Source organism: Dickeya chrysanthemi NCPPB 402 (genome assembly GCF_000406105.1).
GTDB lineage: Bacteria > Pseudomonadota > Gammaproteobacteria > Enterobacterales > Enterobacteriaceae > Dickeya > Dickeya chrysanthemi.
Map to the genome: position 1 here is coordinate 4140805 of NZ_CM001974.1, position 14473 is coordinate 4155277.

At 54.3% G+C, this 14473-nt stretch carries 10 protein-coding genes and 1 tRNA gene; 7 read left to right on the plus strand and 4 right to left on the minus strand.

Annotation, left to right across the window (positions count from 1 at the left end; all coding sequences use genetic code 11):
- The 4 genes from DCH402_RS18300 to lptF all read right to left on the minus strand — a co-directional run.
- Window positions 1-866 (minus strand): tyrosine-type recombinase/integrase (locus DCH402_RS18300; protein ID WP_040002676.1); only part of this gene is annotated, 866 nt, incomplete at its 3' end.
- Between the two features lie 217 nt (window positions 867-1083).
- Window positions 1084-1168, minus strand: a tRNA-Leu gene (locus tag DCH402_RS18305).
- 223 nt (window positions 1169-1391) lie between these two features.
- A complete protein-coding gene (gene lptG / locus DCH402_RS18310; RefSeq protein ID WP_040002678.1) occupies window positions 1392-2462 on the minus strand; it encodes an LPS export ABC transporter permease LptG in 1071 nt (356 codons plus the stop codon).
- A gap of 1 nt (window position 2463) precedes the next feature.
- Window positions 2464-3567, minus strand: a complete 1104-nt coding sequence (gene lptF, locus DCH402_RS18315) for an LPS export ABC transporter permease LptF (protein ID WP_040002680.1) — start codon at window positions 3565-3567, stop codon at window positions 2464-2466.
- A 282-nt stretch (window positions 3568-3849) separates the two neighbouring features.
- Here lptF and pepA point away from each other — a divergent pair, with 282 nt between their 5' ends.
- The 7 genes from pepA to DCH402_RS18350 all read left to right on the plus strand — a co-directional run bounded on the left by pepA (window position 3850) and on the right by DCH402_RS18350 (window position 14321).
- Complete coding sequence (pepA, locus tag DCH402_RS18320) at window positions 3850-5358, plus strand: leucyl aminopeptidase (protein ID WP_040002682.1); 1509 nt, start codon at window positions 3850-3852, stop codon at window positions 5356-5358.
- Between the two features lie 113 nt (window positions 5359-5471).
- Complete coding sequence (locus DCH402_RS18325; RefSeq protein ID WP_040002684.1) at window positions 5472-5921, plus strand: DNA polymerase III subunit chi; 450 nt, start codon at window positions 5472-5474, stop codon at window positions 5919-5921.
- 13 nt (window positions 5922-5934) lie between these two features.
- The gene (locus tag DCH402_RS18330) at window positions 5935-8802 is read left to right on the plus strand and encodes a valine--tRNA ligase (protein WP_040002686.1); all 2868 of its coding nucleotides are present in this window, start codon (window positions 5935-5937) and stop codon (window positions 8800-8802) included.
- A 700-nt stretch (window positions 8803-9502) separates the two neighbouring features.
- On the plus strand, window positions 9503-10723 hold the full coding sequence (gene arcA, locus DCH402_RS18335; RefSeq protein WP_040002687.1) for an arginine deiminase: 1221 nt from the start codon (window positions 9503-9505) through the stop codon (window positions 10721-10723).
- Between the two features lie 22 nt (window positions 10724-10745).
- On the plus strand, window positions 10746-11705 hold the full coding sequence (gene arcC / locus DCH402_RS18340) for a carbamate kinase (RefSeq protein WP_233276301.1): 960 nt from the start codon (window positions 10746-10748) through the stop codon (window positions 11703-11705).
- A 99-nt stretch (window positions 11706-11804) separates the two neighbouring features.
- Window positions 11805-12809, plus strand: a complete 1005-nt coding sequence (gene argF, locus DCH402_RS18345; protein WP_040002688.1) for an ornithine carbamoyltransferase — start codon at window positions 11805-11807, stop codon at window positions 12807-12809.
- Between the two features lie 108 nt (window positions 12810-12917).
- Window positions 12918-14321 carry a YfcC family protein gene (locus tag DCH402_RS18350; RefSeq protein WP_040002689.1) on the plus strand — a complete coding sequence of 468 codons (1404 nt, stop codon included), beginning with the start codon at window positions 12918-12920 and terminating at the stop codon, window positions 14319-14321.
- Window positions 14322-14473 lie beyond the last annotated feature (152 nt).

Here is a 14473-nt window from a genome sequence, read left to right on the forward strand (position 1 = left end):
CTGAGCGGCACGATGTGCTCTTCCTTCATCTTCATGCCACGATAGGAGTAGCGCACACCCTTGATCGCTTCCCGCTGTGCAGGAACCCGCCAGTAAGCCTTATCAAAATCAAACTCACGCCATTGGGCAAAACGAAGCTCACTGGAACGTACAAACGTCAGCAACGTGAGTTCGACTGCGATACGTGTCATCTGGCGGCCACGATAAGCCGCAAGCCGTGACAGGAACTCATGGATACGTTCCGGCGGCAAGGCGGGATAGTGCCGTGCTTTTGTCGTCGTTAATGCCCCGCTCATATCACTAGCCGGATTAGAGTCAATATAATCGTTCTGCACGGCATAGCGCATAATCGCCGTAACACGCTGTTGCAGGCGTTGTGCTACATCGTGCTTGCCGCTGGCATCCACCGCTTTTATCGGCGCTAACAGATGGCTGGTTTTGAGTTTACGGATATCTGCCGTGCCAATATGCGGAAAAATGTACAGTTCAAGATAACGAATCACCCGTGCGCGGTGATAATCGCCCCAGCGCTTGTTGCTGGCGTGCCACTGCCGGGCGATAGTCTCAAAGGTATACGCCCCCGCAGTTTCAGCCTGTGCCTCTTTTTGTTCAGCCTTTGGGTCAATACCTTGCACCAGCAGCTTTTTAGCTTCATCACGTTTAGCGCGAGCCTCAGCCAGGGTGACTGTCGGCCAAACACCAAAAGCCAGCCGGTCCTCTTTCTTGTCATCTGGACGCCGATACTTCATGCGCCAGTATTTTGAACCGCGTGGGGTAATTTCAAGATATAAGCCGCCCCCATCCGCCATCTTGTAGGTTTTCTCTTTGGGCTTGGCAGTCTCGACCTGACGGGCATTGAGCTTCATTTTGGGGGCACATATCTTATCGAAGTGGAGATGCCCCCGATTATGCCCCCAACAACCGCTGGATTACAACGGATGCAAAAAGACCACTGTGGAAAAAACGCACAACCCACCCAGACAATAAATCAAAGTAAATCTTTATTTAACAAATATATATGGAAGACGGCGGACGATAACGGATACAAAAAAAGCCACCAGAAGGTGGCTTGATTTTGAATTTTGGTGCCGAAGGCCGGACTCGAACCGGCACGTATTTCTACGGTTGATTTTGAATCAACTGCGTCTACCGATTTCGCCACTTCGGCACGAAGTAGTACTTTGCGGAAAACGTGGTGGATTATACCGTTGTGCGGGCTCGGTGCAACCTTAATCCGTCGTCTGGCGTTGCAAGCGCTGAAAAAATCGCCGTTAGGGTGGTTTTAGCGCAGTAATGTGCTGCCGTGACAGCAGTTTTACAGCATCGGTCGTGCAATGCAGATAAAAAAACGGGCGCGCTGTTATCGCTCGCCCGTTTCGTGAAAAGAGAGATTAGCGCCGTTTTAGCAGCAGCATAACGCTAATGAACAGGAACAACGCGCTCGGCAACAACGCCCCCAGCACCGGCGGAATGTGGTACACCAGACTGAGCGGGCCAAAAATCTGATCCAGCACGTAAAACAGAAAACCGAAGCTAATGCCAATCACGATTCGCATACCGGCAGGTACACTGCGCAGCGGACCGAAGATAAACGACAGTGCCATCAGCATCATGACGGCCACAGACAGCGGCGCGAAGAGTTTACTCCACATATTAAGCTGATAACGGCTCGCCTCCTGCCCACTCTGGCGCAGGTAATTGATGTAATCGTACAGGCCGCGGATAGAAAGCGCGTCAGGCTCCAGCGCCACCACGCCGAGCTTGTCCGGCGTCAGGTTGGTTTTCCATTCACCGCTGACGGTCTGGCTGCCGCCAATCTGTTTGCCGTCGCTCAGGTCGGACTCCTCAACCTGAGACAGTTTCCAGCCGCCATTCTCATACACGGCAGAGGCGGCATAGCGAACGGACAACAGTTTGTTCTGTTTGTCGAAATGATAAATGTTGACGCCCAGCAGTTCACTTTCTCCCGCCACCCGCTGGATGTAGACGAAATCGTTGCCGTCTTTAGCCCACAAGCCACTTTGCGTCGACAGCATCGAACCGCCGTACATCATCTGTGAACGGTAGTTACGCGCCATTTGTTCGCCCGCCGGTGCGACCCATTCGCCGATAGCCATGGTCAGCAGCACCAGCGGAATAGCGGTCTTCATGACGGAACCGGCAATTTGCAACCGGGTAAAGCCGGATGCCTGCATCACCACCAGTTCGCTGCGGGTCGCCAGCGTTCCCAGCCCCAACAGTGCGCCGAGCAGCGCCGCCATCGGGAAAAAGATCTCGATGTCTTTTGGTACGCTGAGCAACGTATACAGCCCGGCTCCCATTACCGAGTAGCCGCCTTGCCCCACTTTGCGCAATTGATCGACAAATTTAATGATGCCGGAGAGCGACACCAACATGAACAACGTCATCATGATGGTGTTGAAAATGGTTTTACCGATGTAGCGGTCCAGTACGCGAAACATCTCAGGCCGCTCCTTTTGCTACTTTCAGGCTGGCGCGCAATTTACGCGCCGGTACGCTATCCCACAGGTTCAGGATGACGGCAAGCGCAAGATAGGCCAGGTTGGTCAGCCACATCCACACCATCGGGTCGAGCTTGCCTTTGCCGGCGTTAGATCGCAGCGAACTTTGCAGCAGGAAAAACACCAGATACAGCAGCATTGCCGGCAACATACTCAGCACCCGGCCCTGACGCGGGTTGACCACGCTCAACGGCACCACCATCACCGCCATCACCAGTACCGACAGAATCAGCGTTAACCGCCAGTGGAACTCGGCGCGGGCGGCAATATCCGAAGACTCCCACAACGTCTTCAGACTCATCTGTTCAACGTTGCTCGGGTCAACCGCAACCGGCTGATAACCAACGATAGCCTGATAATTGATAAAATCGGTGATACGAAAATCACGCAACATCGCCGTGCCTTCATAGCGGGTGCCTTTACTGAGCGTCACCACCTGAGAACCGTCACCGCGCGCAGCAACAGTGCCGCGATCAGCCACGACCACCGACGGCCGGGTATTCTCACGCGGATGTAATTGCGCCAGAAAAACCCGTTCAAAGTCGCTGCCGTTCACCTTACCGACGAACAGCACCGAGTTGCCGTCCTGCGTCTGCTGGAACTGGCCTTCCGCCAGCGACGCCATGCCCGGGTTGGCTCGCGCTTGTGCCAGCACTTCATCCTGGTGGCGCGACGACCAAGGGCTCAGCCACAGTACATTCGCGGCCGCCAACGAAGCGGTCAGCAACGAAAGCAACAGCGCCGCCTTGAGCAACACGCTCTTACTCAGCCCGCAGGCATGCATGACGGTGATTTCGCTTTCCGCATAGAGCCGACCGAAAGTCATCAGCAGCCCGAGGAACAGACTCAATGGTAAAATCAGTTGCGCCATCTCAGGCACGCCCAGCCCCAGCAGGGACAAAACCAGATTCGTCGGGATGTCGCCGTCCACGGCCGCGCCCAATATCCGCACCAGTTTCTGACAGAAAAAAATCAGTAACAGGATAAACAGAATGGCCACCTGGCTCTTGAAGGTTTCCCTTACCAGATATCGAATGATGATCACGCTTAATTACGCCTGTGAAAACTTGTATTTTTGCAGGAAAGCCGATAGTTTTTTCGCTAACTCGCCATTTACACTCATTTGTGGCAACCTTCGTAGCTAAAGCGTTATTAAAACATCCCTGTTTGTGGGGTGTTTATCAGAACCTGCTGAGTATCCTCGCACAGATTCGCTACGTCGTTTAGATTAACACAGGTTATGTTAACGCAACGGCGGGAAAATATTACGGAGCATCACATTCTAGCCGTAGATCCCACTGTTGTCTTTAAAGATTCAGGAGAGTTCATGGAGTTCAGCGTAAAAAGCGGTAGCCCGGAAAAACAACGCAGTGCCTGCATTGTCGTCGGCGTGTTTGAACCGCGTCGGCTGTCCCCTATCGCAGAACAACTCGATAAAATCAGCGATGGTTACATCAGCGCACTTCTTCGCCGAGGCGAGCTGGAGGGCAAAGTCGGGCAATCCCTGCTGTTGCACCATGTGCCCAATATCCTTTCCGAGCGGATTTTGCTGATTGGCTGCGGTAAAGAGCGCGAACTTGATGAGCGCCAGTACAAACAGGTCATTCAGAAAACCATCAACGCCCTCAATGAAACCGGTTCGATGGAAGCCGTCTGTTTTCTGACCGAATTGCATGTAAAAGGCCGCAACACCTATTGGAAAGTGCGTCAGGCGGTCGAAACCGCCAAAGAAACGCTGTATACCTTTGATCAATTAAAGACCAACAAGGTCGAGCTGCGTCGCCCGTTGCGCAAAATGGTGTTCAATGTGCCGACTCGCCGCGAACTGACGTCCGGCGAGCGCGCCATCCAGCATGGTCTGGCGATCGCCTCCGGCATCAAAGCGGCCAAAGATCTGGGCAATATGCCGCCGAACATCTGCAACGCCGCTTATCTGGCCTCGCAGGCGCGCCAATTGGCCGACGGTTACAATCAGATCACCACCCGCGTCATCGGTGAACAGCAGATGAAAGAGCTGGGGATGAACGCCTACCTGGCGGTAGGACAGGGTTCACAGAACGAATCGCTGATGTCGGTTATCGAATACAAAGGTAATCCGGATAGCGCCAGCAAGCCTATCGTGCTGGTCGGCAAGGGTCTGACCTTTGATGCCGGCGGCATCTCCATCAAACCCGCCGACAGCATGGACGAAATGAAGTACGACATGTGCGGTGCTGCTGCGGTTTACGGCGCTATGCGCGTGGCGGCGGAACTGGCGTTACCGCTCAACATCATCGGCGTACTGGCCGGTTGCGAAAATATGGTGGATGGCCGCTCTTATCGTCCCGGCGATATTCTGACTACCATGTCCGGCCAAACGGTGGAAGTGCTGAACACCGATGCCGAAGGCCGTCTGGTGCTGTGCGATACCCTGACTTACGTCGAACGCTTCGAACCGGACGTGGTGATTGACGTCGCCACCCTGACCGGCGCGTGCGTCATCGCACTGGGTCACCATCTGACCGGGTTGATGTCGAACCATAATCCGCTGGCGCATGAACTGCTGGGCGCCGCCGAGCAGGCGGGCGACCGCGCCTGGCGTCTGCCGCTGGGCGATGAATATCAGGAACAGTTGGACTCCAATTTCGCCGATATGGCGAACATCGGCGGCCGCCCCGGCGGGGCCATTACCGCCGCGTGCTTCCTGTCGCGCTTTACCCGCAAATACAGTTGGGCGCATCTGGATATCGCCGGCACCGCCTGGCGTTCAGGCAAGGCGAAAGGCGCTACCGGCCGCCCGGTAGCGTTGCTGTCGCAGTTCCTGTTAAACCGTGCCGGGTTGAATGACGCCGAGTAATCATCGGCAATCGCCGCCGCCAGCCGGTGGCGTATTCATCCCCTTCCGGCCTGATCCCCGCGCTTGCGGGGATTTGTTATTCTGTCTGTGACCTTCATCGATATGCGAGCATCATGAAAAACGCGACCTTCTATCTCATTGAGAGCGACCGCGTCAGCGGCGAACTGAACGCCTGCGAAGCGCTCGCTTGTGATTTGGCGGCGGCGCGCTGGCGCGCCGGCCAGCGCGTGCTGATCGCCTGCGAAGACGAGCAACAGGCGTTAAAGCTGGATGAAGCGCTGTGGCAACGTGAACCACACGCGTTCGTGCCGCACAATCTGGCGGGAGAAGGGCCGAGGCAAGGCGCGCCGGTGGAGCTGGCGTGGCCGCAAAAACGCGGCAATGCGCCGCGCGACCTGTTAATCAGCCTGATGCCGCAGTTCGCAGATTTTGCCACCGCTTTCCATGAAGTGATAGACTTCGTCCCTTACGAAGAATCTCTGAAACAGTTGGCGCGCGACCGCTATAAAGCCTATCGCAGCGTCGGCTTCCAATTGACCACGGCGACGCCGCCAACTCACTGACTTTTTGAGCATAATGGAAAAGACATACAACCCGCACGACATTGAGCAGCCGCTGTACGAGCACTGGGAAAAACAGGGCTACTTCAAGCCCAACGGCGACACCAGCAAAGAAAGCTTCAGCATCATGATCCCGCCGCCCAACGTGACCGGCAGCCTGCACATGGGCCATGCTTTCCAGCAAACCATTATGGACACGATGATCCGCTACCAGCGCATGCAGGGTAAAAACACCCTGTGGCAGGCCGGGACCGATCACGCCGGTATCGCCACCCAGATGGTCGTGGAACGTAAGATCGCCGCCGAAGAAGGCAAAACCCGCCACGATTACGGCCGTGAAGCGTTCATCGATAAAATCTGGCAGTGGAAGGCGGAATCCGGCGGCACCATTACCCGCCAGATGCGCCGACTGGGCAACTCGGTAGACTGGGAGCGCGAGCGTTTCACCATGGACGACGGGTTGTCCAACGCGGTGAAGGAAGTGTTTGTTCGCCTGTATCAGGAAGACCTGATCTACCGCGGCAAACGCCTGGTGAACTGGGACCCGAAACTGCGTACCGCCATTTCCGACCTGGAAGTGGAAAACCGCGATGTCAAAGGGTCGATGTGGCATCTGCGCTACCCGCTGGCGGACGGTGCGAAAACCGCCGACGGCAAAGAGTATCTGGTGGTGGCGACCACCCGTCCGGAAACCGTGCTGGGTGATACCGGCGTAGCGGTCAACCCGGAAGATCCGCGCTATAAAGATCTGATCGGCAAGTTCCTGATCCTGCCGCTGGTCGGTCGCCGCATTCCGATCGTCGGCGACGAACACGCCGATATGGAGAAAGGCACCGGCTGCGTGAAGATCACCCCAGCGCACGATTTCAACGACTACGAAGTCGGCAAGCGTCATCAACTGCCGATGATCAACATCCTAACCTTCGACGGCGATATCCGTCAGGAAGCGGAAGTCTTCAGCACCAACGGCGAAGCCAGCACCGCCTACAGCAGCGACATCCCCGACGCATTTCGCGGACTGGAGCGTTTCGCCGCTCGCAAAGCCGTGGTAGCCGCGTTTGATGAGCTGGGCCTGTTGGAAGAAATTAAAGCGCACGACCTGACCGTACCGTACGGCGACCGCGGCGGCGTGGTGATCGAGCCGATGCTGACCGACCAGTGGTACGTTCGTGCCGGCGTGCTGGCTAAACCGGCGGTGGAAGCGGTGGAAGACGGCCGTATCCAGTTCGTGCCGAAGCAGTACGAAAACATGTACTTCAGTTGGATGCGCGACATTCAGGACTGGTGTATCTCTCGCCAGCTGTGGTGGGGTCATCGCATCCCGGCGTGGTACGACGATAACGGCAAAGTCTACGTCGGCCGTGATGAAGCCGAAGTCCGTCGCGAGAATAATCTGGCCGCGGATGTAGCGCTGCGTCAGGACGAAGACGTCCTGGACACCTGGTTCTCCTCCGGGTTGTGGACCTTCTCCACACTGGGCTGGCCGGAACAAACGCCAGAGCTGAAAGCCTTCCATCCGAGCAGCGTGATGGTCAGCGGTTTCGACATCATTTTCTTCTGGATTGCCCGCATGATCATGCTGACCATGCACTTCATCAAAGATGAAGACGGCAAGCCGCAGGTGCCGTTCCATACCGTGTACATGACTGGCCTGATCCGCGACGAGGAAGGCCAGAAGATGTCCAAATCCAAGGGTAACGTGATTGACCCGCTGGATATGGTGGACGGTATTTCGCTCGAAACGCTGCTGGAAAAACGCACCGGCAACATGATGCAGCCGCAGCTGGCGGAGAAAATCCGCAAACGAACCGAAAAACAGTTCCCGAACGGCATCGAACCGCACGGCACCGACGCCCTGCGCTTTACGCTGGCGGCGCTGGCTTCTACCGGCCGCGACATCAATTGGGACATGAAACGTCTGGAAGGGTACCGCAACTTCTGCAACAAGCTGTGGAACGCCAGCCGCTTCGTGCTGATGAACACCGAAGAGCAGGATTGCGGCTTTAACGGCGGCGAGAACAGTGGCGAGAAAGTGCTGTCGCTGGCAGACCGCTGGATTCTGGCGGAATTCAACCGCACGGTGAAAGCCTACCGTGAAGCGCTGGATGGCTACCGTTTCGATCTGGCCGCTAACGTGCTGTATGAGTTCACCTGGAACCAGTTCTGCGACTGGTATCTGGAACTGACCAAGCCGGTGATGAACGGCGGCAGTGAAGCCGAACTGCGCGGCACGCGCCACACGCTGGTCACCGTGCTGGAAGCATTGTTGCGCCTGGCGCACCCGATCATTCCGTTCATTACCGAAACCATCTGGCAGCGGGTGAAAGTGCTGAAAGGCGTGAGCGCCGACACGATTATGCTGCAACCGTTCCCGGCCTTTGATGCCACGCTGGAAGACGAGCAAGCGTTTAACGATCTGGAATGGATCAAGCAGGCGATCATCGCAGTGCGTAACATCCGCGCTGAAATGAACATCGCCCCCAGCAAACCGCTGACGCTGCTGCTGCGCGATGCGTCCGCCGATGCCACTCGCCGCGTGCGGGACAACCTCGGCTTTATTCAGACGCTGGCGCGTCTGGAGAGCATCACGCTGTTGCCGGCCGGCGACAAAGGCCCGGTTTCCGTTACCAAACTGGTGGATGGCGCCGAGTTGCTGATCCCGATGGCCGGCTTGATTGATAAAGTGGCCGAGCTGGACAGGCTGGCAAAAGAAGTGGCGAAACTTGAAGTGGAAATCGGTCGCATCGACAGCAAGCTGTCCAACGAAGGTTTCGTCGCACGCGCACCGGAAGCGGTTGTCGCCAAAGAGCGCGAAAAACGCGACGGTTACGCAGTCGCCAAAACCAAGCTGCTGGAGCAGCAGGCCACCATCGCTGCGTTGTAAATCCTCGCCGGTTTTATCCATACGATAAACCACTGCCTCGTCTGAGGTGGTGGTTTTTTTATCCCCAAATCGGCTTATCCTCCGCCGTCTTCCTTATCTTTCCGCGATCAAAACAACGGATGAATGCATGATTATTTCTCTGCCCCCCAGAGAACCCGCTGTTAAAAAAAATTATTATGCAGCAATACTGAATAAGCGGTTATCCATAACGTGGATGTTGTTATTTTAATTTACTGTTCTGACTAGAGAATTTAAAAAAACATCGGAATCATCACAAAAACGATTCACGAGCGAAAGCACATATCATTGAATAACAATCCCATAGTCAAAGTGAATAGAAAATAATTAATCATCACATCATGTTAATTATTTTACTTTTAAAAAAGTATATAAATATCAATGCAATATAAAAAACAAAACCTTGAGTGATATAAATAAAAAACAATATTCACAAATAAAAAACCCCATCACCGTTATTTATTCAAAGTCATTCACAACTAAATAAATAAAATAATGCGCTTGCTCAAAAAATATTTTGTTTATTCATTGCGAACCACTTCATGTGATCTCCGTCACAATAAGCGCATCTGCATCACCTAATATGACCGCGTACTCCAATAGGAAGAAACATCAATAAATTGGCTGATAATTATTATTTGCCACGGGTGAGCATTATCTTTTTATTTCAAAAGGAATCACAATGCAGAAAAATTATGTTGGTTCAGAGATAGGTCAGTTACGTAGCGTCATGCTACATCGACCTAATTTAAGCCTGAAAAGATTAACTCCATCCAACTGTCAGGAATTATTGTTTGATGATGTATTGTCTGTTGAGCGTGCGGGTAAAGAACATGACATATTCTCTGATTTACTGCGTCAGCAACATGTTGAAGTTTTATTATTAACCGACTTGCTCACCGAAACACTGGCGCTACCGGCAGCCAAAAGCTGGCTGTTAAATACCCAGATTTCTGATTATCGTTTAGGCCCTTCTTTTGCCGCCGATATTCGAGGCTGGCTTGCCGATCAGCCGCATCGTCAACTAGCAAGAATTATGACCGGCGGCCTGACCTACAGTGAAATTCCAGAGACGTTCAGCAATATGGTTGTCGATACCAAAAAGGCAACGGATTTTATTATGAATCCTCTTCCCAATCATTTATTCACCCGGGATACCTCGTGCTGGATATATAACGGCGTTTCAATCAATCCGATGGCAAAAAGCGCGCGTCAGCGGGAAACCAATAATCTCCGGGCAATATATCGCTGGCATCCGCGTTTTGCGAAGGGTGAGTTTATTAAATATTTTGGTGACGATGACTGTAATTACGACCACGCGACATTAGAAGGTGGAGACGTATTGGTCATTGGCCGTGGCGCAGTTCTGATTGGCATGTCAGAGCGAACCACACCACAGGGCGTCGAGTTTCTGGCGCGAGCCTTATTTCATCACCAACAGGCAAGCCGCGTCATTGCGCTGGAACTGCCTAAGCACCGCGCCTGTATGCATCTTGATACCGTCATGACGCATATTGATGTCGATACCTTCTCGGTTTACCCGGAAATCGTCAGCAAGGAAACACAGTGCTGGACGCTCACCGACGACGGTCATGGCGGCATAAAGCGCCGGGAAGAACCCCATTTTCTGACCGCGATTGAGCAGGCGCTCGATATTGATCATGTCCGGTTGATCACTACAGGCGGCGACCGGTTCGAAGCGGAGCGTGAACAATGGAACGACGCTAACAACGTCCTGACCATACGCCCCGGCGTCGTCATCGGGTACGAACGCAATGTCTGGACCAACGAAAAATACGATAAAGCCGGTATTACGGTTCTCCCCATTCCGGGTGATGAACTCGGACGCGGACGCGGCGGCGCACGCTGCATGAGCTGCCCACTGGAACGTGACGCCATCTGAATCCGCCGACAGGAGAATGATTATGACAAACCCCATCATAACAAAGTCTGACATGGCAAAACCCGCCGTGACCAAACCCACCCTGATCGTCGCGCTGGGAGGCAACGCGTTGCTGAAACGCGGCGAACCGCTGGAAGCCGATATTCAGCAGCATAATATTGCTCAGGCCGCCCGGATCATTGCCGAGCTGACGGAACAATGGAATGTCGTACTGGTGCATGGCAACGGGCCACAGGTCGGCCTGCTGGCACTACAAAATAACGCTTATTCCGCTGTGACCCCCTACCCGCTGGATATTTTGGGGGCGGAAAGTCAGGGGATGATTGGCTATTTGCTAGAACAAGCGCTCAGAAACACGCTGCCGCAACGTGAGATCAGTACGTTGTTGACACAGGTGGAGGTCGATCCCCGCGATCCTGCCTTCGATCAGCCGACGAAATATATCGGCCCGGTCTATCAGCAGGAACAAGCTGATGCCATCCGCCGGGAAAAAGGCTGGACCATGAAAGCCGACGGCCAGTATTTCCGCCGCGTCGTCCCCTCACCACAGCCACAGCGGATCGTCGAAAGCGATGCAATAAGTACCTTGATTGCCCGCAATCATCTGGTTATCTGCAACGGTGGAGGCGGTGTTCCCGTCACCCGCAGCCGCGACGGGCAGTTATCGGGCATCGAAGCGGTGATTGATAAGGACCTTTCTGCGGCCATGCTGGCGTGTCAAATACACGCCGATGCATTACTTATTCTGACCGATGCCGATGCGGTCTATCTCGACTGGGGCAAAGCCACCCAGCAACCGTTACATAAGGTCACACCGGGCGATCTTGCCGGTATGTCTTTCGATGCGGGTTCGATGGGTCCCAAAATTGCCGCCGCCTGTGAGTTTGTTAATCACTGCCATGCCGTCGCCGGCATCGGTTCGCTAACGGATGGAACGGCCATTCTGGCCGGGCAAAAAGGTACGCTGATCCGTTTCGCATAAATACCACTTTGTTAATCAGCCGCTATTCAGCGGTCGGGATGTTTTGCGCCCGCCGAACAATAAATTTATTTATATATTTGATTTTAAAGGAATAAAAATATGTCTATTGATCTTTATAACCGTCATTTTCTTAAATTGCTGGATTTCACACCGGCAGAAATTCAGCACCTGATTAACCTCGCCATGGCGTTGAAAAAAGCGAAATACAACGGTACGGAGCAGGCGAAATTAACCGGTAAAAATATTGCGCTGATCTTTGAAAAAACCTCAACCCGCACCCGCTGTGCGTTTGAGGTCGCCGCCTTTGATCAAGGCGCACAGGTCACCTATCTCGGTCCAAGCGGTTCACAAATCGGCCATAAAGAATCCATGAAAGATACGGCCCGTGTACTGGGAAGAATGTACGACGGTATTGAATACCGCGGATTTGGTCAGTCGATCGTTGAGGAGCTGGCTCGCTTTGCCGGCGTCCCCGTGTGGAACGGCCTGACTGACGAATTCCACCCGACACAAATTCTGGCTGACCTGATGACCATGCTGGAGCACGCGCCCGGCAAGCAACTCGGCCAGTTGGCTTTCGCCTATCTGGGCGATGCCCGTAACAACATGGGGAATTCGCTGATGGTGGGCGCGGCCAAGATGGGCATGGATATCCGGCTGGTCGCCCCGCGAGCCTACTGGCCGGATGAAAAGCTGGTTCAACAGTGCCGGGATATCGCCAGTCAGACCGGCGGCCGGATCACCCTGACGGAATATGTCGATGAGGGGGTGGCGGGCGTTGATTTTCTCTATACCGATGTGTGGGTATCCATGGGCGAGCCCAAAGCGGCCTGGGCCGAACGGGTCAGTCTGATGAAACCGTACCAGATCAACCGCGCCGTGGTGGACGCCACCGGTAACCCGCAGGTTAAATTCATGCACTGCCTGCCCGCTTTTCATAACGAGCACACACTGATGGGCCGTGAAATCGAACAAACCTACCACCTTAAAGGGCTGGAAGTGACGGAGGAGGTTTTCGAATCGGATTACTCCATTGTTTTCGATGAAGCCGAAAACCGTATGCACACCATTAAAGCCATCATGGTTGCCACACTGGCTGGCTAACCCCGGCGCCGGCCGGGGGAGATAAAGCGCCTTGTGCTTCCCCGGCATACCGTTAGCGATGATTTGCACCCCCACCAGCGCGCCACACACCGCGCAAGGAAGTCAATGATGAAAACATTCAAATTCCCTTCGGCCTATACCATTTTGTTCCTGCTTATCGCCTGCATGGCGGTTCTCAGTTGGATTATTCCCGCCGGACAATACCAGATGGCCATGAATGAAAAGCTGGGTAAACCGGTGCCGCTGGCCGGGACCTGGCATCCGGTGGCGGCCAGGCCGCAAGGTATTACAGACGTGCTGCTGGCGCCGGTTGACGGATTATATAACCACCGGACCAACGAGGCCGGCGCCATTGATGTCGCGTTATTCATTCTGATTGTCGGCGGCTTTCTTGGCATTGTGACCAAAACCGGGGCGATTGATGCCGGGATAGAACGCGTCACCATCAGATTAGCAGGGCGCGAAGAATGGATGATCCCCATTTTGATGGCGCTGTTTGCCGCCGGGGGCACCATCTATGGTATGGCGGAAGAATCACTCCCTTTTTACAGCCTGATGGTCCCGATCATGCTGGCCGCCGGTTTTGATTCGGTGGTGGCGGCGGCAACCGTCCTGCTGGGGGCCGGGATTGGCACACTCGGCTCCACCATCAACCCCTTCGCTACCGTGATTGCGGCCAATGCTGCCGGCATTACCTTTACGGACGGCATCGGTTTACGCATCGCCATGCTGATTATCGGCTGGTTAATTTGTGTGGCTTACGTCATGCGCTATGCGCGCAAGGTGAAGCACGATCCGTCAGCGTCGCTGGTCGCCGACCAGTGGGAAGCCGATCGCGCGCATTTTTTAGCGAACAAGAGCCATGACCTGCTGCCATTCACGACAACACGCAAAATCGTACTGACCCTTTTCGCACTGGCTTTCGCCATCATGATTTACGGCGTGTCCGTCCGCGGCTGGTGGATGGGAGAAATCTCCGGCGTCTTTCTAGCCTCATCGATTATCATCGGATTAATTGCACGCATGAGCGAAGCCGAACTCACCTCAACCTTTATCGACGGCGCCAGAGAGCTGCTGGGGGTGGCACTGATTATCGGGATCGCGCGCGGCATTGTGGTGATTATGGATAACGGCATGATCACCCACACCATTCTCAATCAGGCGGAAATAGCGATGAGCGGCCTGTCATCCATGTTGTTTATCAACGTCATGTTCGCGCTGGAAATACTGCTCTCTTTTTTAGTGCCGTCATCCTCCGGCCTGGCGGTACTCACTATGCCTATCATGGCGCCGCTGGCCGATTTCGCTCACGTCGGGCGCGAGCTGGTTGTTACGGCTTATCAATCTGCTTCCGGCGTGGTCAATCTGGTTACACCCACCTCTGCGGTGGTGATGGGGGGGCTGGCGATTTCTCATGTGCCTTATGTACGCTGGTTGCGGTGGGTTTCCCCTTTGCTGGTAACGCTAACCCTGCTGCTGATGGTCGGCCTGAGCCTGGGAACACATGGCTAATTCCCAGGCGGACCACAGACAAACGGCCTGTTTTTCCCTGATATAACCAACTTTATTGCCGTTCAGAACCCTTTTTTATGGCAGATACATGAATTTGACGTGGCTAACTCTCTGTTTCCTATAAATTTGGCACTCAATTGTCTACAGGATTG

Coding starts and splice junctions, on each gene's coding strand:
- lptG (WP_040002678.1), bottom strand. CDS start 2,462: ATGTTTCGCGTACTGGACCGCTACATCGGTAAAACCATTTTCAACACC.
- pepA (WP_040002682.1), top strand. CDS start 3,850: ATGGAGTTCAGCGTAAAAAGCGGTAGCCCGGAAAAACAACGCAGTGCC.
- DCH402_RS18325 (WP_040002684.1), top strand. CDS start 5,472: ATGAAAAACGCGACCTTCTATCTCATTGAGAGCGACCGCGTCAGCGGC.
- DCH402_RS18330 (WP_040002686.1), top strand. CDS start 5,935: ATGGAAAAGACATACAACCCGCACGACATTGAGCAGCCGCTGTACGAG.
- arcA (WP_040002687.1), top strand. CDS start 9,503: ATGCAGAAAAATTATGTTGGTTCAGAGATAGGTCAGTTACGTAGCGTC.
- arcC (WP_233276301.1), top strand. CDS start 10,746: ATGACAAACCCCATCATAACAAAGTCTGACATGGCAAAACCCGCCGTG.
- argF (WP_040002688.1), top strand. CDS start 11,805: ATGTCTATTGATCTTTATAACCGTCATTTTCTTAAATTGCTGGATTTC.
- DCH402_RS18350 (WP_040002689.1), top strand. CDS start 12,918: ATGAAAACATTCAAATTCCCTTCGGCCTATACCATTTTGTTCCTGCTT.